A 23,065-nucleotide genomic window follows, 5' to 3' on the forward strand; every position below is an offset into this window, starting at 1 on the left:
CAATCCAGACGTCAGCTTTGCAGCCAGAGCGAACGGAAGCTGTCACTGAGTGATTCCCCACTGATCGTGAGGGCGCAATAGCAACACAGCACTAAAACCACTGCAGCCCAATGAAAGGAGCTGAGTGATTCCAGCAGCTGCCAGCCCAAACCACTTCCCCCGATGACTCCCACCACCACTGTTTCGCGGAGAATCACATCGCTGCGGTAGGCCCCATAAGCCAAATAACTAGGGCTTTGAGGACTGAGCAGGCCGTACAACCAACTCATCCGCTCTGAACTCCCCATCGCTCTGAGGGCTTCTTGACGCTGGCCACTTTGTTGCTGGAGCCCTTCGAGCAGCAAACGCCCCATCACCCCACTGTTGTGAAGGCCGATCGCCAAAGCACCAATCGCCAGGCTTGGGCGATTACTAAGCAGGAGGAGGAGCACCATCAATGGCGGTGGGATCCAGCGCATGCAGGCCCAGAACATCGAGCAAAACTGATGCCACCTTGACGAGGGCCAAAGAAGCAAGGCCAGGGGTGGAAGTCCGATCGCAATCCCCGCAGCCAGCAGGGTTAGAACCAGCGTTTCCAAAATCATGCGTAGCCAAGGAAGTTCAGTGGCGGCGGCACTCAGCTGGGTCCAAGAAGGAACCGCCATCCCGATCCAGCTGAGTCCAGAAAACTGATCAGGAACGATGAGCCGTAGCCAAAACATGCCAATCACTCCCAAAACGATCGTCAAGGCGGCGAACAACAGAATTCGACGCTGACCATGAACCCCGTCTCCAGAACGTCCTCGCCAAACTCTCAAGAGCTGCTCAAGAATCAACATCACAGCTGCTAGAACCCACAAGCCTGTCCAAAGCTCGCGGAACTGCAACGACTGAAGGGTGAGCTGCAGTTCGGTGCCAAGCCCCCCCAAACCAAAAACCCCCAGCAAAGTGGCGCTTCGCAAGGCACATTCGAGCCTGTACCCCCCGTAGCTCATCAAGACCGTGCCCATACCTGGGTTGAGAGCCGTCATCAAGGCCGACAGCGGATGCACTCCTGCGCTGATCAAGGCGTTGAGGGCACGATGGTCTGCGCTGTCGAGATGATCTCGCCAAATCCTTGCCACGAGGGCGCTGTAAGGAATCGCGATAGCAGCGACAGCAACGTAGGGATGAAGACCAAACACCTGAAGCAACAACAGGCCCCAAACCAGCTCATGCAACGCTCTTGGGATGGCAAGTGCCCCTCGTAGACCTTTCGCTGGCCAGGTGGGAAAAGCCCAGCTTCTCCAGACCACATCCGCGCAAGCGCTGCCTAAAAGCACACCAAACAACAAGCTGAGACTCCAGCTCAGAAAAGCAGTGGCCATGGTGACTCCGAGACCATGCCAAACGGCGCGCAAAACATTGGGATCCAAAGATGGATGCAAAGCGCCTGAAAGGCATTGCTGCCAAATCGACAGCCCGCCTCCATGCAGCCCTGTCCAAGTCACGATCAAAACGGGCACCAGCGCCAAGGAAGGCAACAGGGTTAGTAGTGGTGCGGCTGGTCTCGGGCGATTCATCCGGCCTCGTACAACCTGGAAAGGTCAGCAGGAGTGAGTTGGTCAGACGGTTGGTCCATCACAAGCTCGCCATCCTGCAAACCGATCACACGATCAAATCGATGAACGAGTTGGGGTTGATGCAAGCTGATCACAATGGCCTGAGCGCCACAATTCAGCCGCCCGTCTGGTGAACGATTCAGCAGGTGATCCAATAAGTCAGAGGCGATCGCAGGATCCAAGTTCGCGATCGGTTCATCGGCCAAGATCAGCTGCGGTTGCTGACGGAGCAAGCGGGCCAGAGCCACGCGTTGTCTCTGCCCTCCTGACAACTGACGAATCGGAGCATCGATCAATCCACGCTCGATGAGTTCTGAATCCAGACCTGCTCGCTGCAAGCAATCTTTGCAGGAAGATTGATCCACGTTGAACAACAGGTTGGCCAATCCCCAGACCAGGTTGTGACGGCCCAAGGCACCGCTGTTGACGTTTTGACCAACGCTGAGCTCCTCCACAAGCAGCAGGTCTTGCCAGAGCATTCCAATCTCCCTTTTTTTGCGACGAGGCATGGTGCGAATCGACGCACCACACCAACGCACCTCTCCCTGTTCTGGACGAAGACTGCCATTGGCGATGGCCAGCAAAGTGCTCTTGCCGGCCCCACTTCGTCCCAATAGAGCGATCCGCTCCCCCTCAAACACCGAGAGGGAAATCGAGCGCAGTCGATCTCCTCTCGGTCCACTCAGGCTGACATTCACCAACTCAAGGAGAGAGGTCAACGGATCTTGCCGAGCTGACGGCCCACCTGCTCAATGGGTTGATATTCAGATTCCTGTGCCGGAATAAAACGTTTGGCTCCAAACAATTCCAAGATGGTTTTCTGCCGCTGGGTGCTGGGGGTTAAACCCAAAATGGCCTTCTGGAGTTTGGTTGTGAATCCTTTCCCGAAACGTTGATCGAGATTGGGTCTTGCCACCCAGTGGTAATCCACATAAGGGGGTGTTTTCCAAATCACCTTCACCTTTGTGGGATCTACGTTCCCCTTTTTAACGGCCACATCCCATACCAATTCATTAAGAGCGCCAGCCTGATAAGAGCCGCTCTGCACCAACGCGATCGTGGCATCGTGGCTTCCGCTGAAGCCTGCTTGTCCGCCGGCAAATTGCTTCGGAGTCACGCCCGCTTTGGCCAGAAAATGCTGAGGCATTAGTCGTCCCGATGTTGAACTTTCTGATCCAAAGGTGAAGCGCTTTCCCTTTAATCCTTTCAGACCATTAATGTTGCTGAAGGGTTTTAAACCCGCTGAAGTATTGGCAATAAAGACACTTTGAAACTTTGCATCAATAGCTCGTTGCGCCAGAACCTTGGCACCTGGAGTTTGAAGACGGGCCTGAACACCTGTGAGCCCTCCAAACCAGACAAGATCAAGACTTCCTGTCCTAAAAGCACTCACGGCTGCTGGGTAATTGCTAACCGGCACGTACCGAACAGGGACCTTGAGTTTGTCGCTTAATTCAGTGGCAAGTTGGCCGTAACGACGGTTTAACCGTTCTGGGTTTTGATCGGGTATTGCTCCGATCCTGAGTGTTGCTTGAGCGTTCGCTGGAAGGACCGCTGAGCCCTGGCTACAAAGAAAAGCCAAAAGAACAACGGCCCCTTTTTTTCGGACCCGTGTCAACAGCTTGGTCATGCTTGAAAAATGATGGAGTTAGCGACGAGTCAGCAAATTCTGAAACCGACTCAGTCCATCGGAAATCGTCTCACGCGAGACGGCACAAGACAGCCTGACGCAACGATCATCGCCAAAGGCACCACCCGGAACAATCGCCAATCCTTCCTCCTCAAGAGCACGCTCACAAAAGGCCAGCGAATCGGTAATGGAGTCAGGCAAGCGAGGGAACGCATAAAACGCGCCTCTTGGCGGCACAAGGGTGATGCCCTTCATCTGTTGCAGCCCATTGCAGAGCTCGGCTCGCCGCGTGTTGTAGCTAGCGGCCATCGCCCGGATGCAATCCCGAGACCCCTGAAGCGCCGCCAAAGCTCCCCGTTGAGCAAAGCTGCACACATTGCTGGTGCTTTGGCTTTGAAGGGCAGCCGCGGCCTTGATCACCGTGCTGTCACCACTGAGATATCCGAGTCGCCAACCGGTCATGGCCCAGCCTTTGGCAAAACCGTTCACCACAAAACACCGCTCTCTGAGATCTGGAGCCACTGCGGCGAAGCTGTGGTGGGATTCACCCTCTTCCAACAGATATTCGTAGATCTCATCGCTCATCACCATCAGGTGCGGATGCCTTCGCACTAGCTCTGCCAGGGCTTCTAGTTCACTAAGACACAACACACGACCTGTTGGGTTGCCGGGTGAATTGAGCACCAGCACCTTGGTTAACGGTGTGATGGATTGTTCAATCTTGTTCAAATCAAGTCCAAACCCATCGCTTGCTGACGACGGCACCGTGACCGGATTTCCCCCGGCCAAGCGAACAATTTCTGGGTAACTCAACCAAAATGGGGCCGGAATGATGACTTCGTCGCCTGGGTTCAGAAGCACTTGGAACAGGTTGTAAATCGCCTGTTTGCCGCCATTGGTGACCAAGACCTGATCGGTTTTGGTGGGGATGTTGTTTTCAAGACTCAATTTCTGCGCGATCGCAGCCCTCAGCTCTGGATCGCCAGCAGCGGGGCCATACCGGGTGATGCCGTCCCTGAGGGCTTGGATTGACGCCTCAACAATGAAGTCTGGCGTCCCGAAATCCGGCTCCCCCGCACTCAGGCTGCACACATCCACACCCTTTTGCTGCAGGGCTTTTGCTCGGGCGCTAATGGCAAGTGTGAGCGATGGCTGAAGAGCCAAAGCTCGGTGCGAGAGAGATGGGGGGCCTGGCATCAGCACGGCACCCCCTCGATGGATGCTCGGATATGTGAAACAACATCCTGCCTGATGTGGCGTCGGTGACAACACCGATGTGCTGATGACAGCCTGGATCGAAATGTTGACCATGCCGACCATGTCCGCTGAAACGACCTCATTGAGTTGGGTGTTGGCGGCCAATAATCCCCAATCTCTCGCGGAGTTTTATGCGAACGCTCTGGGATGTTCGTGCCGTAAAGGACTATCAGACCAGCACTGGATGGTGTCTCTACCCACGGGAGAAACACTGCAGATTTATCGCCCTTCTCATCAACGGCCTTGGCCCGTGCGAGGTGCAGCCCTGGCCCCTTGTTTTCAGCGGATCGGAACCGACCATCCTGAGACGGAGCTCGCCGGTTGGATCGAGCAACTGGAGGTCTTGGGAGCACGGCGGCGCGAACCCGCTCGTCTTGAATCATTTGGAGCGGAATGCTGGATGGAGGATCCTGAGGGACAGCCCTTTCTCACCTTGGTGCTGCAGCAAGGTTTCGTTGGCTCATAGGGTTTTGAACTGAGCGATCCATGCGCGTGTCGTTAGAAGACTTAAAGGCATCCTGTCTCCAGTGTCAGCGCTGTGACTTAGCGAAAGAACGAAAGCATGTTGTGGTCAGTCGCGGACATCCTTCAGCACGGCTGATGGTGATTGGAGAAGCGCCAGGGGCTGATGAGGATGCTCAAGGTCGTCCCTTTGTTGGACGTTCCGGACGACTCTTGGATGCATGCCTGACAGAGGTTGGGCTTGATCAAGCCGATGACACTTACATCTGCAACTTGATCAAATGCCGTCCCCCTGGAAATCGACGTCCAACCCCAGCCGAGCTCAAGGCCTGCAGACCCTGGCTTGATCGTCAAATTCTTGAGGTCAATCCTGAGATCCTGTTCATTCTTGGGGCGACGGCCACAGCGACACTGCTCGAATGCCGCACACCGATTAGTCGCTTAAGGGGTCATTGGACGGAGTGGAAAGGGCGTTGTGTGATGCCGAGTTTTCATCCCTCTTACCTCTTGCGCAATCCTTCGCGGGAACCTGGGAAACCACACTCGCTGTTCATGGCTGACCTAACCCACGTCAAGCACGCACTGAACGGGGCTGTGTCAGGGTTAACCCCAGATTCGAGCGATCGTTGATGACCGCCTCGCAGCGTTACGACACAAAGATTCATCGCCGGGTGACGCGCACCGTGATGGTCGGCGATGTGCCCATCGGAAGTGAGCACCCGATTGCGGTGCAATCGATGATCAATGAAGACACACTTGATATCGACGGTTCGGTCGCGGGAATTCTTCGTCTAGCCGATGCCGGATGCGAAATCGTGCGTGTCACGACTCCGTCGATCGGTCATGCCAAAGCGATGGGGAAGATTCGCTCAGCGCTTCGAGCTCAGGGATGCAAAATCCCGCTCGTGGCTGATGTTCATCACAACGGCACGCGCATCGCCCTAGAAGTCGCGAAGCACGTCGACAAAGTTCGCATTAATCCTGGGTTATTTGTTTTCGACAAACCGGATCCCGATCGCCAGGAGTTCAGCAAAGAGGAGTTTGATGCGATTGGAGATCGGATCAAGGAAACCTTTGCCCCACTCGTGCAGGTGCTGAAAGAGCAAAACAAGGCCTTGCGGATTGGAGTGAATCACGGCTCTTTGGCTGAACGAATGCTGTTCACCTATGGAGATACACCTCAAGGAATGGTCGAGTCGGCCATGGAGTTTGTACGCATCTGCGATTCACTCGATTTTCACAACATCGTGATTTCGATGAAGGCATCCCGTGCACCCGTGATGCTGGCGGCGTACCGATTAATGGCCGACACCATGGATCGGGAAGGGTTCAACTACCCACTGCACTTAGGAGTCACTGAAGCAGGTGATGGCGACTACGGGCGCATCAAGAGCACGGCCGGAATCGCAACACTGCTGGCGGAAGGCCTTGGCGACACCCTTCGCGTGTCCTTAACAGAAGCCCCTGAAAAGGAAATTCCTGTGTGCTTCTCGATCCTGCAGGCGTTGGGAATCCGCAAGACGATGGTCGAGTACGTGGCCTGTCCGAGCTGCGGTCGCACTTTGTTTAATCTTGAGGAGGTGCTTCATCAGGTCCGAAACGCCACCTGTCATCTCACCGGACTCGACATTGCGGTGATGGGTTGCATTGTCAATGGTCCTGGCGAGATGGCTGACGCTGACTACGGTTATGTGGGTAAGGGGCCTGGGGTAATCGCCCTGTATCGCAACCGCGATGAGATCCGAAAAGTCCCCGAGTCGGAGGGTGTAGAGGCCCTAGTGCAGTTGATCAAAGACGACGGTCGCTGGGTTGAACCCGACTGATGTCGTTAGGGTGATCAAAAGGTCCTCATGGACGGCATGCGCGCTAAAAAATCCAGCATCAAAGCTTCTCAACGTCGCACCTGGTTTGTAGCTCTTGGCGCAGGGGCTGTCACAGCGGCCGTGGTTGTGGCGAATCCTGGTTTGGGTTTGCCAAGTACATCCTCATCGTCTATCACCAACAGCCCCAAAGAGGTGATTGATCAGGTATGGCAGATCGTCTATCGAGATTTCCTGGATTCATCGGGCGGTTATGACCTGGATCAGTGGTCCATTCTTCGAAAGGATTTACTCTCCAAGTCCTATGCCGGAACAGCGGAATCGTATGAAGCGATTCGCGGCATGTTGGCGAGTCTTGACGACCCTTACACCCGATTCCTGGACCCGAAAGAGTTCAAGGAAATGCAAATCGACACTTCAGGTGAATTAACCGGTGTCGGCATTCAAATTTCACTGGATAAAGACACCAAAGAGATCGTGGTGGTGTCGCCAATCGAAGGCACACCTGCCTCAAAAGCAGGGGTCCAACCCAAAGACGTCATCGTTTCGATTGATGGTCAACTCACCAAGGGGATGACCACGGAAGATGCGGTGAAGCTCATTCGAGGGACAGAAGGAAGCAAAGTAGTCCTGGGCTTGCGCCGCAAGGGCTCCGTCATCGACGTCCCCCTCACGCGGGCTCGCATTGAAATTCATGCAGTTGATAGTCAACTCAATACCAGTGCCAATGGCACCAAGGTGGGCTACATCCGTCTGAAGCAATTCAATGCCAACGCATCCAAAGAGATGCGTGCGGCCATCCGTGAGCTGGAGAAGCAAGGATCTCAGGGTTACGTCCTTGATCTACGCAGCAATCCAGGTGGATTGCTTGAAGCCAGCGTCGACATTGCTCGTCAATGGCTGGATGAAGGAACGATTGTCAGCACAAAAACCCGTGAGGGTATTCAGGACGTGCGCCGCGCCACAGGAAATGCTTTAACCGACCGTCCAGTCGTGGTGTTGGTGAACGAAGGCTCAGCAAGTGCCAGCGAAATCCTTTCAGGAGCTCTTCAGGACAATGAGCGCGGGCTTCTGGTGGGCCAAAAAACGTTTGGCAAAGGACTGGTCCAATCCGTGCGAGGCCTCTCTGACGGATCTGGGATGACCGTCACGATTGCGAAATACCTCACACCTAAGGGCACCGACATCCACAAAAACGGCATCCGGCCAGATGTTCCCGTGGAGATGAGTGAGAAGGAAATTAAAACCCTCACTGTTGAACAGTTGGGGACCAATAAAGATGGGCAGTACCGCGTAGCGGAAACCACCCTGCTCAAAGCGTTGCAAGCGCCAAAAACTGGTAAGACCTATCAACCAGGAGAGGCAAACCTTCAGTCGGCACTTCAGCGATAAGGGGCTAAACCGAACCCTTCGCGTTCACTTTGACTGCCTTCGTAGCCTCTGCCTCTGTGGATAGCTGGGATAGTAGTTGTGTGTCTTGGGGCAGCCTCGCGTGCCCTCTGCACAAGTGCATTGCAACCACCAGCTGATTGGATTGCCTGATCCAGGACCCCCAACGGAATGCGTTGTCCCCAAGTCCTAGGCCATCCCCAGGTTTGTCCTTGACGTTCCAACAACGCGACCGCCTCTCCACGACCGATTGAACCTGATCGCATCAAACAGGTGGTCGTTGCCAAGGTGGCAACCTGAAGATTGGGCGCTTGAGATGAGCGAGTGGGATACAGAGGTCGGCTCTGGCGACTCACGGTGAAAGGCCTCGATGGAATATTGAGCGGCATTTGCGATGGTCCACCTCCAGACATTTGCCCAAGAGCTGCCATGGCTAATTGGAGAAGAAGATTATTCATAAGTTGATAGGTATTCGTTAGTTAGGGAGACGTTTTTAGACGCGAACTGTTGATCCGCAATAGCGATCGAACAGCTTCATGACATCGTTGGCAGGAAGTTTTGCCGTATAGCGCGCCTCAAGTTCAGCAAGTTGCTGACTCCGGGGATAAGCCCTAATTGATTTCCACTCCTGCGGTGTTTCCCGTCTCAGCACGCGAGACATCATGAGATGTTGGCTGGGAAGGGTGATCGCTCCACCGGCGCAGCGCTGCATTCTGTGCGTCGCTTCGTGAGCCAGGGTGTTCCAAACCTGTGCCGCATTGCGGTGAGTGCGACACACGATCAAGGTGTCATTTTTCGGGTGGTAAGCCCCCTGCAACCCCCGTGTTGAGCAATTCCGTTGAATTACTCTCACGCCGTGAGACGTGAGTTTGTGGCGCAAGGCATCAACCGCTGCCCAAGAGTGAGCATGAACAGGTGCTGTTACGAGAAGCAGCAGCACAGGGGTAAAGCATGCAATCCATGACCATTGCTTGAAGGAATAAAGCGGCTTGATTGGCATGGTCCGCCATCGGGGCACCTCACCAGAATCGACGATCAATCCATAAAAAAAATCACCCAAACGGGTGATTCATATGACTAAATGTGAGTGGGGGCTCTCGCTTCAAGCGATGGGTTGCATCAAGCCACCACCTGGAGAAGAATCGTCGTCGTCGTTTTCCGTATCGTTCTGCCAAAGAGCAAAAATCCCAACTGCTGCTGCGCCGACCAAACTGCCTAGAAGGCTGAGAGAGCTTCCCGAAGCGATTGGGTCGATGAATTCAGCCACTTGGTATCACTTCGTGTGACCCCATGGTAACGAAGGATTGCGAATTGTGTTGCACTTTCTCATCTTTGAAGTGCTGGCTTGAGCTCAAACCGTCAAAACCGCTTCGTTCCGGTCTTTTTGCTGTTGGTCGCGCTGCTCACGCGTCAGTCCATCCGTATCCGGAATCTGGGCTGCCATCTGCTCTAGCCAGCCTTTGAGCTCATCCAGCTGCCTCTCCATAGGCAACACACCTAGGCCTCGCACCAGCACCTTGGCCACGCTTCCTGTGCCTGCCTGATAAACAAGTCGGCCATGGAGATGTTGCGGCAAACCCTGTCGAAGAAGACGAAATGCAGGTTCTTCCATCGGCGTTTCGAACGCAATATTGGGTTTTTCGGGGCGAATCCGCGCAAATCCGCAGCGTTTCGCGAGCAGCTTGAGTTCCATCAACTGCAACAGGGATTGAACAGGTCCGGGCAGGGCCCCGTAACGATCAGCCCAACCAGCAGCCAGTTCCACCAAAGCTTCTGAACTGAGGCACTCGGATGCGGCTCGATACGCAGACATCTTCTCGTCGGCATCGACGATCCAATCCGCAGGGATAAAGGCAGTGACCTGCAAATCCACTTGCGTGTCGTCCACGGCGGGAATGTCTTGCCCCTGGATTTCCGCCAACGACTCTTGCAACATCTCCATGTAGAGATCGAAACCAATGGCCTCCATTTGTCCGCTTTGCTCCACACCGAGCAAGTTGCCCACCCCACGGATCTCCATATCGCGCATCGCTAGTTGATACCCACTGCCAAGCTGGGCAAATTCCTGAATGGCACGCAAGCGTTGGCGAGCCGCTTCACTAAGTGAGGCATCACCGGGATAAAACAACCAGGCATGGGCCTGGACGCCGCTGCGACCGACGCGTCCCCTTAGCTGATAAAGCTGAGCAAGACCGAATCGGTGCGCATCCTCAATCAAGATGGTGTTCACACGAGGAATATCAAGCCCGCTCTCCACAATGGTGGTGCAGAGCATGACGTCAGCTTCTCCACCGTTGAACGCCACCATCGCGCTCTCCAGCTCGCCTTCAGCCATTTGTCCATGGGCTACTAGGAGCTTGAGACCGGGAAGCATCTCACGAAGCTTGCCGGCCACCTCCTCAATGCCCTCCACACGGGGCACCACGTAAAACACCTGACCGCCTCGATCCAGTTCTTGTCGGATAGAGCTCCGTACAGCCTCGTCATCCAATGCCGCCAAGTGGGTTTTGATCGGACGGCGCAAAGGTGGTGGAGTCGTAATCAAACTCATTTCACGCACCCCAGACAGGCTCATATAGAGGGTTCGAGGGATAGGCGTCGCTGAGAGCGTCAAGACATCCACGTCCTTGCGCAAGGCCTTGATTTTTTCCTTTTGATTCACACCAAAGCGTTGTTCCTCGTCCACCACCAGCAAGCCAAGTTTGTCGAAAGCGGTGTTCTTACTGAGCAACTGGTGCGTGCCTACTACGGCGTCAATCGTGCCGGTTTTTAACTCCTCAAGAATTGTTTTGCGCTCACCTGCCGTGCGGAAACGATTCAGAAGAGCCACCTTGATTGGATAAGGGGCAAAGCGTTCCGAGAGCGTGCGCCAATGCTGTTGCGCTAACACGGTTGTGGGAGCCAACATCGCCACTTGTTTGCCAGCGGTGATGGCTTTAAAGATCGCTCGGATAGCGACTTCCGTTTTCCCGAAGCCCACATCACCACAGACCAAACGGTCCATCGGCTCTGGTTTTTCCATGTCTCGCTTGACATCCACCGTGGCCTTGAGCTGGTCAGAGGTGGGTTCGTAGGGGAAGGAATCCTCGAGCTCCACCTGCCATGGCCCATCGATCGGGAAGGCAAACCCTGCAGCTTGGTGGCGTTCGGCGTACAGCTTCACCAAATCAAGGGCAACTTTGCGCACCGCCTTGGTGGCCCTCTCCTTCGCCTTCACCCAAGCGGAGCCGCCCATTTTGCTGAGCTGCGGCGGAGTATCACTATTGGCGCGAAACCGCCCCAAACTCCCGAGCTGATCGGCAGCTACTCGCAAGATGCCATCGGAGTACTGCACAACGAGGTAATCGCGAACCTCACCACTGATCGCTAACTTTTCGAGTTTTTTAAAGCGACCAATTCCATGGTTGCGATGCACCACGAAATCCCCTTGCTGCATCTTGTTGGGATCAACGGTGCGACTGGCCGCTTTGCGTCGCCGTCGCACATAACCACTACTGGTGAGTGATTGCTGTCCAAAAAATTCGCGGTCAGTGAGCAGCACAACCCGCCAAGCAGGGAGTTGCAGTCCTTCGAGCTCAGCTGTTCCTCGGGTTTTCAAGGCCACAGGTGTGCCCTGCTCAATCAGGCGATCAATCGCTTGCGTATCCGCTGCATTGGGTACAAAACGCGTAATGCAGTCGTGTTCTTCAAGCAGAGCCACGGCACGGCTGGGCTGCGCTGACAACAACCAAACAGCCTGACGCTCACGTTGGTGCTGTTTGATCAATTCACCGAGTTTTCCAAATTGATTGGGATAGGACGGAACTGGGCGACTGGCGAGATCAAAGGCATTGGGGTGGCTGTCGTGTTCCTGAAGTTCTGCCAGATCGAATCCAGCAAACGACTCGGCAAGCTCCATCGCCTCCTTAATGGGCCGATGCAGAGGAGGAATAGAAACAGGAAGCTCAGCATGTTGCTCTTCAGCGTGGTCAAGCCACTGCTGCCCATGGGCGCTCCCATGCCGGCGCTCATCGATAGCGATACAGCACTCGGCAGGCAAATAATCAAGGAGCGACGCAGGTGCATCCCAGGCCAATCCCATCAGGCGACGCATGCCCTCGGGAGTTCCTCCCTCAAGAAGCTCAGTAATCTGCGCCTCACTCAGCAACTGATCCAGGTCGTCAGGCACCTGCTCGCGCAGACCTTCAGCAATCAGCGGACTGAAGCCTGTTGGAGTGAGCTTGAGTGTGTCGACGGCGTCCAGGGAGCGCTGACTGGCTGGATCAAATTCACGAAGTTTGTCGAGTTCATTCCCAAAAAACTCCAGACGTACGGGGAGTTCACTACTTACGGGATAAACGTCAACAATGTCGCCGCGTCGGCTCCAGGTTCCCTCCTGATCAATCGTCGAGACGCGCTCGTAGCCAAGTTGGCTTAGGTAGGTCGATAATTCTTCAAGATCGACAAGGTCGCCTTTCTTTAAAGCCCGGCAATGCTCTGCCAAGGTCTGTGGAGGTGGCAAGTGGGGCTGCAGACATCGCTCAGTGGCAACGATCGCTAAATCGCTTTTGCTGCGGTCTGTTTGCAGTTCGCTTAAGACTTGGAGCTGACCCCAGGTGATTTCAGTCGTGGAGTCAAAAGGTTCGTAGGGAGAGCCCTCACTGGTGGGATAAAGCTGTGCCCGGGACCACCCCATAAGCTCCAAGAGGGCTGTCCAGCGTCCGGCCTCCTCCAAGGTGGGAACAACCACCAGCAGTGGCTGATCCATCCGCCGTGCCAACGCACTGGCAACCAATGCACGAGCCGCTCTGCCAGCCCCACGCATTAGCAGTCGTTGGTCACGTTGCGCTCGTTCGCACAACTCACCGCTCAGCGCTGAGGTCTGCAACAGACGCACCAAAGAGCTGAGGGGCATGGCAGAACAAACGTCGGCAACGCATGATTGTCGCAATTCATTGCCTGGTAGCGCGTGATTCGCTAACTACCCAAAATATTCATGCCCCGTTTTCGCTGCCCAGAATGCTGTTGTGGACCAGCTGTTGTCCTTCACCCACCACCTGGAGCGACGCCGATTTGTGTGCGCTGTGGAGCCGTTTTAGAGAAGCAGCCCCTCGTCAAACCAGTGCCCTTGCTCGTATTGCTAGCCGTAGGCAGCGCCTTAATCACGCTGTCGATTCCGGCACTGTTTACTCCGCGGCCGCTACCGCCTCAATCCAATCCACCGGGCAGGACAGTTTAATCGCAACAACCTAGGCATTAACAATCAACCATGAATGAGCAAATGGCGGAACTAAAAATCAAAAAAAGTAGAAGAGCCCGATTCGAATCTCGTTTTGAACATTTTCTTTGGCGATTCCGCTTGGTAACCATCCTGCCTGTTGTGATGAGTCTCCTTGGCAGCGTTAGTTGTTTCATCCTTGGAACTCAGGAGGAGGTCCATGCACTTAGCCATTTATTCCAAGGATCCTTCAACCCAGACAAAAGTATTATTTTACTCGGAAAAGTAGTTGGCGGAATCGATTACTATGTGATCGGCATCGCCTTGCTTATTTTCGGATATGGAATCTACGAACTGATCATTTCTGACATCGACCCAAGACTCCAAGACCTATCAAAAGAAAGGCGAAATATTCTGAGCATCAATTCACTTGAAGCCCTCAAACAGAAGCTAACAAACGTCATCATTGTTGCTTTAATCGTAACAGCATTCAAGCTAATGATTAGCTATGAAGTGGAATCAATATCAGACATACTTCAATACTGTGGATGCGTACTCATGCTTGCATTTAGTGCTTGGCTCGTGGGCAAAAACCACAAAAGCACATAAAGGTTTCAGCCAGCCAGCCCATCAACGATAGAAACCCCATCACAGAGCAGACTCAAGCCGAAGATCTTGATCTGTCATTATCAGCACCCTAAACTGATTCATGACATGACCAATTGCTATGAAATTTTATCCAAAAGGCACGGGAGCAGGCATTTCACTGTTCATTGTGATTGCACTTGGTATTTACGCCGTCTCTCAAATCGAAGCCATGAAGCGTGCCGCCTTCAGAGAAGGTTTTAGTTGTGCAATCGACGAAACAACTCGAAGCCTTCACTCCTCTTACCAGTGCCAAGACTACAGAAAAATGGTCGAAGAAAAAATCTAAAGAGCTAAAGAGATTATCAACCGATAGTCGTTGTAACCCATAGATCTAAGCAAGCAATAGCTACATACAACCAATTCCTTCAAAGCATTCTTCAGGTAGAGAGCTTAAAATACAAAAGCCGCATCTCTTACAACAATTGATAGTCGCCCTATCAAAAAACCCCTGCCATGCGGCAGAGGCCAGAGACAATTACATTAAACCTAAACCAACGTCCAGTTCCCTGGCAAAACGCTGAATCAAGAAGGGCGCTTGCTATTACGGATTCCCTGAATCGCCGCTGCATAATCGGGTTGATTAAACACACCGGAACCACTCACGATTGCATTTGCACCGGCTTCAATCACTTTCCAGGCATTCGCTGCTTTCACGCCACCATCAACTTCAATCCAAGGGTCCAAACCTTTTTCATCACACATGCGACGTAAATCGCGGATTTTCTGTACTTGATTATCAATAAAGCTCTGACCGCCAAAACCAGGGTTCACACTCATGATCAAAACCAGATCACAAAGCTCTAAGCAATACTCAAGAGTATCGAGTGGAGTACTCGGATTAAGAACAGCTCCCGCCATTTTCCCAAGATCCTTAATCTGAGCAAGATTTCTGTGCAGGTGTGGGCAGGCCTCAACCTGTACAGAAATGATGTCTGCCCCAGCTTTCGCAAAGTCCTCCACATAATTCTCTGGCTGCACAATCATGAGGTGCACATCCAAAGGTTTTTTGGTGACCGGACGAAGAGCCTCAACGATCAGTGGACCAATCGTGATGTTGGGGACGAATCGACCATCCATCACGTCGACATGAATCCAGTCTGCACCTGCCTCGTCAACAGCTTTGACATCTTCACCAAGGCGTGAAAAATCTGCAGACAATATCGACGGAGACACCACAAGAGATTGGCGGGACATCGAGTAGAGATGGATTAATACACCTCTACGTTACATCTGTTACACGATGTCAGGCTGGTGTCGATAACACGTTTCCAGACTGAGCTTCGCTAGCAACGCGACGGAGGTCATCGCATCCTTCTTTCAGGCTCGGATAAGCAAACATTCCGCTTCCAGCGATAAAGCAGTTCGCACCAGCTGCGCAGCACTGGGAAATAGTCCAGTTGGCCTTGATGCCGCCATCAACTTCAATATCCACGTCAAGATTTCGCTCAACGATGTTCTTTCTTAGCTCGGAGATTTTGTTGAGCATGGTTGGGATGTAGGCCTGCCCACCGAAGCCAGGATTGACGGTCATCACCAGCACGTGGTCAACCAGGTCCAAAACGTCCTTCACCATTTCCATTGGAGTGTGTGGATTGAGTGCCACAGAAGGGCTTCCACCCAGTTGACGAATCCTTCCTAGAATTCGGTGCAAATGGGTATTCGCTTCAACGTGGGCGATAACGACTCCTGGCTCCCCATTGGCCCCTTTGGTGGCCTCTACGTACTCCTCGAGCATGGTTTCACAGTTGTATTGACTCACCATGAGCTGAGTTTCAAACGGGACGTTGCAGTAACGCCGGCAGGCTTTGATCAGCTCGGGGCCAAAGGTGAGATTGGGAACAAAATTCCCGTCCATCACATCAAACTGAATGCGATCAACACCAGCATCTTCGAGATCTTTTACGCATTGCCCCATTGCTGCCCAGTCAGCAGGCAAAACAGAGGGAATGATCTGAATAGGGCGATGCGTCGCAGCCATTAAAAATTGTCATTAACTCGCGAAATTTTATAGAAGCTTTGGGGCTCTAGAGGTGTCCAGATAACACTGATACAGTGAGCCGCGCATATGAGACAGAAATCCCTGCTGTTGCAGGCTTTCTCCTCAAAGCCTCCCTTTACCCCCCGCAGCACTTACGTGGATCGCACTCTCATCCAGGAAATTCTCGAGATCGTCGAGCAGGCCGCCATCGCTTCCGCCACGCTCTCCGGCAAAGGTCTGAAGGATGAAGCCGATGCTTTGGCTGTTGATGCCATGCGCAAGCGCATGAATCAGATTCAAATGAAGGGCCGCATTGTGATCGGTGAGGGGGAACGCGACGAAGCTCCCATGCTCTACATCGGTGAAGAAGTCGGTACCGGCACTGGCCCTGGAGTCGACTTCGCTGTTGACCCTTGCGAAGGCACAAACCTTTGTGCGTACAGCCAACGCGGCTCCATGGCGGTTCTCGCAGCGTCCGACCGCGGTGGACTGTTCAACGCTCCCGACTTCTACATGAAGAAATTGGCTGCTCCACCGGCAGCGAAAGGCAAGGTTGACATTCGCAAGTCTGCGACTGAAAACATCAAGATTCTGAGTGAGTGCTTGGGTCTTGCTCCTGATGAACTCACCATCGTGGTGATGGACCGTGCCCGTCACAAAGACCTCATCACTGAAATCCGCGCCACCGGTGCTCGTATTCAGCCCATCTCAGATGGTGATGTACAAGCGGCTATTGCTTGTGGTTTTGCTGGAACTGGAACCCACTGCCTGATGGGCATTGGTGCTGCTCCTGAGGGTGTGATCTCCGCGGCCGCGATGCGCGCATTAGGCGGACACTTCCAAGGACAACTGGTGTATGACCCAGCCATTGCTCAGACCTCTGAGTGGGCAGATATGACGAAGGAAGGCAATCTCGCCCGCCTCGCAGAAATGGGCATTACCGACCCCGATAAGGTGTACGAAGCCAGTGAGCTTGCCTGCGGAGAGCACGTTGTGTTCGCCGGCAGCGGCATCACAGATGGTCTTCTTTTCAACGGAGTGAAGTTCGAAACTGATTGCACCCGCACGAGCAGCTTGATCATCAGCAACCTGAACAACACCTGCAGTTTCACTAACACCATCCACATGAAGGATGGAGCTCAAAGCATCGCTTTGAACTGATTCACGCAGCAACAGAGGGATTTCTCCATGCATATCGCCGTAGTCGGCCTCAGTCATCGAACGGCTCCGGTCGAAGTGCGGGAAAAGCTCAGCATTCCTGAGCAAACCATGGAGGAATCCCTACAAAACCTGCGAAATCATGAGCAGGTGTTGGAGGCCTCGATCCTCAGCACCTGCAACCGACTGGAGATTTACACCTTGGTGCGCAATCCGGATTTAGGGATTGCTGCTGTACGCGATTTTCTGAGTGGACACTCCGGTTTGGAAAGCCGTGATCTATCTCCGCACCTCTTCACTTATCACCATGACGAAGCCATTGCGCATTTGATGCGAGTGACTGCTGGACTCGACAGCCTTGTTCTTGGTGAAGGACAAATCTTGTCCCAGGTCAAGAAAATGATGCGCCTGGGCCAAGAGCACAAATCAATCGGTCCAATTCTCAATCGTCTGTTGACGCAGGCTGTCAGCACAGGAAAGCGAGTCCGCTCTGAAACCAATCTCAGCACCGGTGCTGTGTCCGTCAGCTCAGCAGCGGTTGAATTGGCTCAACTCAAACTTGGACAATCTCGCGGCCAAGATGCGTTGGTCACCCTTGAAACGGAGCAAATCGCCGTTGTTGGTGCTGGACGCATGAGCCGTTTGTTGCTCCAACATCTCCAAGCGAAGGGAGCCTCTGGAGTGGTGTTGCTGAATCGCACCATTGAACGAGCCTCAGCATTAGCAACTGACTTTCCAAACCTGCCCATTCAGTGCAGAGGACTCGACGACCTTGATCAGTGCCTGAGCACCTGTTCGTTGGTCTTTACAAGCACAGCAGTCGATGACCCGATCATTGACGCCAACAGATTGAACGCTCTCAATCGCCGCAGCTCATTGCGACTGATTGATATCGGGGTGCCTCGCAACATTGCTTCCGATGTACACGAGGTGTCCGGGGTTGAATCTCACGATGTGGATGATCTTCAGGAGGTTGTAGAGCGCAACCAAGAAGCTCGACAGCAGGTTGCTCGGGAGGCTGAAGGACTGTTGTTAGAAGAGGGACGCCTGTTCCTCGAGTGGTGGGACAGCCTGGAGGCCGTTCCCACCATCAACCGTTTGAGGGCCTCACTTGAGGAGATCCGAGTCGAGGAACTCACCAAAGCACTGAGCCGCATGGGTCCTGATTTCTCAGCGCGAGAACGCAAGGTTGTGGAAGCCTTAACCAAGGGAATGATCAACAAAATCCTCCACACACCTGTGACTCAGCTCCGCAGTCCACAGCAACGCAGCGAACGACAACAGGCACTCCAGGTCGTCGAAAAAATCTTTGATTTGGAATCTGGAGCTGCGACGCAAGATTAATTTCCTGCAATCTCCACGATCTGGCCCAAGGGTTGGTTTGGAATGCAAAAAATCCAGTAAGTTTGCCCCGCATAGCCGAAAGGCGGGAGCTGCATGAAGCGAGTACTGGCAATCATTCTCGGGGGAGGGGCTGGCACCCGTCTCCAACCACTGACAAAGATGAGAGCCAAGCCAGCAGTGCCTTTGGCGGGCAAATATCGACTGATTGATATTCCTATCAGCAATTGCATCAACTCCAGCATCAACAAGATGTATGTGTTGACGCAATTCAATAGTGCGTCACTGAATCGTCACCTCAGCCAGACATACAACCTCAACGCCGGATTTGGACAAGGGTTTGTCGAAGTCTTAGCTGCGCAACAAACGCTCGACAGCCCGTCCTGGTTCGAAGGAACGGCTGATGCCGTGCGCCAGTACCAAACCCTGTTCCGAGAATGGGATGTTGATGAATACCTGATCCTCTCCGGTGATCAGCTCTATCGAATGGACTACAGCCGTTTTGTGGAGCATCACCGCAGTACCGGCGCTGACCTCACGGTTGCAGCACTGCCTGTTGATGCTGCGCAAGCAGAAGCATTCGGTTTGATGCGCACCGATGAGGTCGGGAATATCAAGGAATTCCGCGAGAAGCCCAAGGGAGATTCCTTAAAGGCAATGGCCGTTGACACGTCCCGTTTTGGCCTCAGTGTTGAGTCCTCGAAGGAGCGCCCTTACCTGGCTTCCATGGGCATCTATGTGTTCAGTCGCAAAACTCTTTTTGATCTCCTTGACGCCAATCCCGGCCATAAGGATTTCGGCAAGGAAGTGATCCCAGAAGCGCTGTCACGTGGCGACAATCTCAAGAGCTACGTCTTTGACGATTATTGGGAAGACATCGGAACCATCGGTGCTTTCTATGAAGCCAATCTGGCTCTCACTCAACAGCCAACACCGCCCTTCAGCTTTTACGACGAAGCCTTCCCGATTTACACACGTCCTCGGTATTTGCCCCCTAGCAAGTTTGTGGACAGCCAGATCACAGATTCGATTATTAGTGAAGGATCGATTATCAAGGCCTGCAGCATCCACCACTCTGTACTGGGTGTGCGCAGTCGCGTGGAAAACAATGTGGTCCTCCAGGATTCATTGTTGATGGGAGCTGACTTCTTTGAATCGCAAGGCGAACGCGAAACTTTAAGGGCACGCGGTGGTATTCCAGTTGGAGTTGGTGAAGGCACCACTGTGAAGGGAGCCATTCTTGATAAAAATGCTCGCATTGGTAAAAACGTCACCATCGTGAATAAGGATCGCGTGGAAGAAGCTGATCGCCCTGACCAAGGCTTCTACATTCGTAATGGAATCATCGTTGTCGTTAAAAATGCATCGATTGCCGACGACACAGTGATTTGACGACAAACTGCATAGAAGATTGGCTCCTCCATCTCTTATCCCTGACAGAGGTGGACCAGTTTGCAGCGGATTTTTGATCCTGTGGTCACACTGACTTCAGTGAATGCAGTTTTTGATGTCGAAGTCTCACTTTGGTCTTATCGGTCTAGGCGTGATGGGCGAAAACCTTGTTCTCAATGCTGAGAGCAATGGTTTTTCAAGTGTTGTTTACAACCGCACTTATTCAAAGACGGAAGACTTTCTGAAAGGTCGAGGTGCCGGAAAAAACATTCAAGGAGCAACCGACCTTCAGGATTTTGTCAACAAATTAGAACGACCTCGCCGCATCTTGATGATGGTGAAAGCGGGTGGTCCTGTTGATGCAGTGATTGAACAGATTTCTCCCTTTTTAGACGAAGGTGATCTCCTGATTGATGGTGGCAACTCGGAATATCACGACACGGAGCGTCGTGTTGCCGAGTTGGAAAGCAAGAGCTTTGGCTTTATTGGCATGGGCGTGTCCGGGGGGGCCAAAGGTGCTCTTGAAGGGCCGAGCATGATGCCTGGCGGCACCAAAGCGTCTTACGACGCCATTGAGAGTCTCGTCACAAAAATGGCGGCCCAAGTCGAAGACGGTCCTTGTGTCACCTACATCGGCCCAGGCGGTTCAGGGCACTTTGTCAAAACAGTGCACAACGGCATCGAGTACGGCATCGAGCAAATCCTGGCTGAGGGCTATGACCTCATGAAGAGGGTTGGGGGGATGAATGGCACCCAGATGGCCGATGTCTTTGCCCATTGGAACAGCACCGAGGAGCTCGCCTCTTACCTCGTTGAGATCACAGAGGTCTGCTTGCGTACGAAGGATCCTGATGATGGGAGCGATCTGATCGAAAAGATCCAGGACAAAGCAGGACAAAAAGGCACAGGCTTATGGACTGTGGTGAGTGCCTTGCAGATGGGTGCGTCTGTACCAACCATTTATGCAGCTCTCAATGGCCGCGTGATGAGTTCGATGAAAGATCAGCGAGTCAAAGCGGAAACCATCCTCAAAGGCCCTGCGGTCAAAGCCTTTGATCTTGGCACCCCTGCCGATGGCATGGCACCACTGATGGATGCGATGGTGCTCTCCTGCATGGCCAGCTATGCCCAAGGAATGGAGCTTCTTCGGATTGCCTCCGCAGAGCATGATTACAACTTGAACATGCCCTCGATCGCTCAGATCTGGAAGGGTGGCTGCATCATTCGCGCGCGACTTCTCCAACGGATTCAGGATGCTTTCACAACCGATCCGCAGCTGAACAATCTGCTCATTGATCCTTGGTTTGCCAATCAGGTCAACACCCGACTTCCTGGTTTAGCCCAAGTCGTTGCAGGAGCCGCTGAGGCCGGAATTCCTGTGCCCTGCTTGAGCAACACACTCGACTACATCAACAGCTATCGCACAGCTCGTCTGCCTCAGAATGCAGTTCAAGCCATGCGCGACTGCTTTGGCTCCCACACCTATCAACGCGTTGATAAAGAAGGAACGTTTCACACCGAGTGGTTGGATTGAGCTGATTGATGACCTCCTATCGAATTGAACGAGCCCGAGATCCGCAGGATCTAGCGCTGCGGGCCTCTGAATACATCGCCACAGCAATACAACTGGCGCTTGATCAACGCGATCGTGCTCAGATTGCACTCTCTGGAGGGACCACTCCCTCCCAGGCCTATCAGAGGTTGGGCCAACAACATTTGCCCTGGAATCGCGTGGATGTCTTTCTTGGAGACGAACGTTGGGTCTCCGCGGATGACGAGTCCAGCAATGCACGCATGCTCCGCGCCACATTGCTGCAAACCGGAGAGCCAGGAGCAGCAGCCTGTTTTCAACCTGTTCCAACCGTTGAGCTTCCCTCACCAGAAGCCAGCGCTGATGCTTTCGCAGAGCTGATCAGCAAAACCTGTACTGGAGAGCCACCCATCTTCGACATGATGGTCTTGGGTCTTGGGGATGACGGGCACACCGCCTCACTTTTCCCTGGCACTGAGGCTCCTGACGTTTGTGATCGCTGGACCACGATTGGACGGGGTAAAGGATTGGAGCGCATCACACTCACAGCTCCAGTGCTCAGCGCGTCTCGAACCGTGATGTTCCTAGTGAGTGGAGCCAAGAAAAGGGAAGCCCTGCGTCGCTTGCTCGATCCAACTGAATCCCCAAAACGAACTCCAGCAAAATTGGCACAACCGGAGTCAGAAATCATCGTCCTTGTCGACGAAGCTGCCTGCGAAGGTCTTTAAATAAGCATTCCTTGTGCAGGATTGAGATGACCACGTCCCGTGTTTCATTCGATTCCTGGGCCACACTCAACGACACGATCATGGGTGGGACGAGCCAAGCCGGCTGCCGCCTCACTCCCGAAGGTCTGCTGCTGGAGGGTGAGCTAGTCGCAGATGGAGGAGGTTTTGTAAGTTGCCGTTCCCCCTTGCTCAGACCGCCCCTCGATCTTTCCGCCTTCAGAGGATTGCGCTTAGCGGTGGAAGGTGAAGGTCGAACCTTGAAATTTGCAGTGGCTTGCTCTGATGGATTGATGGGACTCACAGAGATGATTCCTGGCGGACTGCGCTGGGTAACACCCGTTCCCACAAAGGTGGAAGGCACCACCTTTGCAGAGATTGCCTTCGAAGATCTTCAGCCTGTTGTTCGTGCCAAACCAGTAGGACTGCCTTTGCGTTTTGATGCGTCCGCGATTACCCGCTTACAAGTGCTCCATTCACGGTTTGATGAGGCAGGATCCACGAATCCGGGCTTCCGTGCAGGTGCAATCCGCCTTCTGATTCATTCGATCGAAGCCTACCAATGATTGATTTAGCTGTTGTGATTGCCCACACGGCTGATCTTTGCCGCAAGCCTTATCAGCATGCTGTTGTTCCGATTCACGAGGAGGAAGGACCAGCCAGCATTGACGATTTCTTCGTTCGAATCGAGACCCGTGATGCGTCCGGATCTCGGATGAAGGCCATGGATCTTGAACTCGAGATCTATCGGAGCGGCAGTGATGTGAATCTCATGCTGAGTTGGTGTGATCAAGCGGAGCGTCCCATGCTTTGGCAAGGGCAACATCCCGTTTGGATGCATGCAGACAACGGCATGCGTTGCACAGCTCCAGCCGACGGACAACCCTTAGAAGCGATCGCCCGACGGCTCAGAGCACAACTGGTTGGTCAATCTCGAGCGGATTGAATAAGCGATCT

The 23,065-nt window shown here is 53.5% G+C and carries 24 protein-coding genes; 14 read left to right on the forward strand and 10 right to left on the reverse strand.

The features are described 5' to 3' along the window. Positions 1-11: 11 nt before the first annotated feature. From SYNC_RS07735 to SYNC_RS07750, 4 genes are read right to left on the reverse strand one after another with little or no spacing between them, the layout of a single operon-like run. Complete coding sequence (locus SYNC_RS07735; RefSeq protein ID WP_011619586.1) at positions 12-1,541, reverse strand: phosphonate ABC transporter; 1,530 nt, start codon at positions 1,539-1,541, stop codon at positions 12-14. Beyond that, entirely contained in the window at positions 1,538-2,299 is a 762-nt protein-coding gene (locus SYNC_RS07740; protein ID WP_011619587.1) for a phosphonate ABC transporter ATP-binding protein, read from the reverse strand. The genes SYNC_RS07735 and SYNC_RS07740 overlap by 4 nt, the downstream gene beginning before the upstream one ends. Further along, positions 2,296-3,210, reverse strand: coding sequence for a putative selenate ABC transporter substrate-binding protein (locus SYNC_RS07745; protein WP_049750341.1), 915 nt, complete (start codon positions 3,208-3,210; stop codon positions 2,296-2,298). Before SYNC_RS07745 ends, SYNC_RS07740 begins: the two co-directional genes overlap by 4 nt. 18 nt (positions 3,211-3,228) lie before the next feature. Beyond that, positions 3,229-4,407 carry a pyridoxal phosphate-dependent aminotransferase gene (locus SYNC_RS07750; protein WP_011619589.1) on the reverse strand — a complete coding sequence of 393 codons (1,179 nt, stop codon included), beginning with the start codon at positions 4,405-4,407 and terminating at the stop codon, positions 3,229-3,231. A gap of 112 nt (positions 4,408-4,519) precedes the next feature. Between SYNC_RS07750 and SYNC_RS07755 the strand changes: the two genes are divergently transcribed. Genes SYNC_RS07755 through SYNC_RS07770 form a run of 4 tightly spaced genes read left to right on the forward strand, consistent with a single transcriptional unit; the run spans position 4,520 to position 8,141 of the window. Next, complete coding sequence (locus tag SYNC_RS07755; protein ID WP_041427025.1) at positions 4,520-4,933, forward strand: VOC family protein; 414 nt, start codon at positions 4,520-4,522, stop codon at positions 4,931-4,933. 20 nt (positions 4,934-4,953) lie between these two features. After that, positions 4,954-5,559 (forward strand): uracil-DNA glycosylase, encoded by a 606-nt coding sequence (locus tag SYNC_RS07760; RefSeq protein WP_011619591.1) that lies wholly within the window; start codon positions 4,954-4,956, stop codon positions 5,557-5,559. Beyond that, entirely contained in the window at positions 5,559-6,752 is a 1,194-nt protein-coding gene (ispG, locus tag SYNC_RS07765; protein WP_041426582.1) for a (E)-4-hydroxy-3-methylbut-2-enyl-diphosphate synthase, read from the forward strand. Before SYNC_RS07760 ends, ispG begins: the two co-directional genes overlap by 1 nt. A 36-nt stretch (positions 6,753-6,788) precedes the next feature. Beyond that, positions 6,789-8,141, forward strand: a complete 1,353-nt coding sequence (locus SYNC_RS07770; protein ID WP_011619593.1) for a S41 family peptidase — start codon at positions 6,789-6,791, stop codon at positions 8,139-8,141. Here the strand turns inward: SYNC_RS07770 and SYNC_RS07775 are convergent. From SYNC_RS07775 to mfd, 4 genes are all read right to left on the reverse strand, one after another. Beyond that, positions 8,132-8,596, reverse strand: a complete 465-nt coding sequence (locus tag SYNC_RS07775; protein ID WP_011619594.1) for a hypothetical protein — start codon at positions 8,594-8,596, stop codon at positions 8,132-8,134. The genes SYNC_RS07770 and SYNC_RS07775 overlap by 10 nt on opposite strands. A gap of 35 nt (positions 8,597-8,631) precedes the next feature. Further along, positions 8,632-9,156, reverse strand: coding sequence for a hypothetical protein (locus SYNC_RS07780; RefSeq protein WP_237699186.1), 525 nt, complete (start codon positions 9,154-9,156; stop codon positions 8,632-8,634). Between the two features lie 84 nt (positions 9,157-9,240). Beyond that, complete coding sequence (locus tag SYNC_RS14705) at positions 9,241-9,405, reverse strand: hypothetical protein (protein ID WP_011619596.1); 165 nt, start codon at positions 9,403-9,405, stop codon at positions 9,241-9,243. 84 nt (positions 9,406-9,489) lie between these two features. Further along, positions 9,490-13,032, reverse strand: a complete 3,543-nt coding sequence (gene mfd, locus SYNC_RS07785; protein ID WP_011619597.1) for a transcription-repair coupling factor — start codon at positions 13,030-13,032, stop codon at positions 9,490-9,492. Positions 13,033-13,113: 81 nt separating this feature from the next. Here mfd and SYNC_RS13820 point away from each other — a divergent pair, with 81 nt between their 5' ends. The 3 genes from SYNC_RS13820 (at position 13,114) to SYNC_RS07795 (ending at position 14,269) form a co-directional block, all read left to right on the forward strand. After that, positions 13,114-13,356 carry a hypothetical protein gene (locus SYNC_RS13820; RefSeq protein WP_011619598.1) on the forward strand — a complete coding sequence of 81 codons (243 nt, stop codon included), beginning with the start codon at positions 13,114-13,116 and terminating at the stop codon, positions 13,354-13,356. Positions 13,357-13,386: 30 nt separating this feature from the next. Next, entirely contained in the window at positions 13,387-13,944 is a 558-nt protein-coding gene (locus SYNC_RS07790) for a YqhA family protein (RefSeq protein ID WP_011619599.1), read from the forward strand. Between the two features lie 118 nt (positions 13,945-14,062). Continuing rightward, positions 14,063-14,269: a hypothetical protein gene (locus SYNC_RS07795; protein ID WP_011619600.1), complete on the forward strand. Its 207-nt coding sequence runs from the start codon at positions 14,063-14,065 to the stop codon at positions 14,267-14,269. A 236-nt stretch (positions 14,270-14,505) separates the two neighbouring features. Here the strand turns inward: SYNC_RS07795 and rpe (SYNC_RS07800) are convergent, their stop codons facing one another. After that, complete coding sequence (rpe, locus tag SYNC_RS07800) at positions 14,506-15,177, reverse strand: ribulose-phosphate 3-epimerase (protein WP_011619601.1); 672 nt, start codon at positions 15,175-15,177, stop codon at positions 14,506-14,508. Positions 15,178-15,226: 49 nt separating this feature from the next. Further along, positions 15,227-15,961: a ribulose-phosphate 3-epimerase gene (gene rpe, locus SYNC_RS07805; protein ID WP_011619602.1), complete on the reverse strand. Its 735-nt coding sequence runs from the start codon at positions 15,959-15,961 to the stop codon at positions 15,227-15,229. A gap of 156 nt (positions 15,962-16,117) precedes the next feature. Between rpe (SYNC_RS07805) and glpX the strand changes: the two genes are divergently transcribed. The 7 genes from glpX (at position 16,118) to SYNC_RS07840 (ending at position 23,054) form a co-directional block, all read left to right on the forward strand. Next, on the forward strand, positions 16,118-17,122 hold the full coding sequence (gene glpX, locus SYNC_RS07810) for a class II fructose-bisphosphatase (protein WP_041427028.1): 1,005 nt from the start codon (positions 16,118-16,120) through the stop codon (positions 17,120-17,122). A 27-nt stretch (positions 17,123-17,149) separates the two neighbouring features. After that, complete coding sequence (locus tag SYNC_RS07815) at positions 17,150-18,463, forward strand: glutamyl-tRNA reductase (protein WP_011619604.1); 1,314 nt, start codon at positions 17,150-17,152, stop codon at positions 18,461-18,463. A 93-nt stretch (positions 18,464-18,556) separates the two neighbouring features. Then, positions 18,557-19,852: a glucose-1-phosphate adenylyltransferase gene (locus tag SYNC_RS07820; protein WP_011619605.1), complete on the forward strand. Its 1,296-nt coding sequence runs from the start codon at positions 18,557-18,559 to the stop codon at positions 19,850-19,852. Between the two features lie 115 nt (positions 19,853-19,967). Then, positions 19,968-21,386 carry an NADP-dependent phosphogluconate dehydrogenase gene (gndA, locus tag SYNC_RS07825; protein ID WP_011619606.1) on the forward strand — a complete coding sequence of 473 codons (1,419 nt, stop codon included), beginning with the start codon at positions 19,968-19,970 and terminating at the stop codon, positions 21,384-21,386. 8 nt (positions 21,387-21,394) lie between these two features. Next, complete coding sequence (gene pgl / locus SYNC_RS07830; protein WP_011619607.1) at positions 21,395-22,111, forward strand: 6-phosphogluconolactonase; 717 nt, start codon at positions 21,395-21,397, stop codon at positions 22,109-22,111. A 26-nt stretch (positions 22,112-22,137) separates the two neighbouring features. Then, positions 22,138-22,674, forward strand: a complete 537-nt coding sequence (locus SYNC_RS07835; protein WP_041426583.1) for a CIA30 family protein — start codon at positions 22,138-22,140, stop codon at positions 22,672-22,674. Next, a complete protein-coding gene (locus tag SYNC_RS07840) occupies positions 22,671-23,054 on the forward strand; it encodes a hypothetical protein (protein WP_011619609.1) in 384 nt (127 codons plus the stop codon). The genes SYNC_RS07835 and SYNC_RS07840 overlap by 4 nt, the downstream gene beginning before the upstream one ends. Positions 23,055-23,065 lie beyond the last annotated feature (11 nt).

The organism is Synechococcus sp. CC9311 (assembly GCF_000014585.1).
Lineage (GTDB): Bacteria > Cyanobacteriota > Cyanobacteriia > PCC-6307 > Cyanobiaceae > Synechococcus_C.